Origin of the sequence: Bacillus sp. SIMBA_154 (assembly GCF_046536015.1) — a bacterium.
GTDB classification, from domain to species: domain Bacteria; phylum Bacillota; class Bacilli; order Bacillales; family Bacillaceae; genus Bacillus; species Bacillus pumilus_P.
Map to the genome: position 1 here is coordinate 1 of NZ_JAWJBV010000764.1, position 228 is coordinate 228.

At 42.5% G+C, this 228-nt stretch carries 1 protein-coding gene; it reads right to left on the reverse strand.

What is annotated here, in order from left to right:
* The coding region (locus R0K30_RS23950; RefSeq protein ID WP_410613578.1) for a hypothetical protein at positions 1 to 228 on the reverse strand (228 nt) is incomplete at both ends.

Genomic DNA, 228 nt, shown 5'->3' on the forward strand with positions numbered 1-228 from the left:
CTCCACGCCTCCGTCTGGGCTGTAATTAGTAACCACATCGGACACTGTACTGATAGTTAAGTTACTTAACAAGTTAGCGTTTAAAAGCCCGCCGCTGTTGCCCAATGTCACATAATAGGTACCATCACTTTCAAACTCTGGTAATACCAAATTATCGGCACTCCACGAAGCACTTGTAAGACCTGTTCTTGCACCTTTTAACCAGTCTACTTCTTTGTATACTAATAC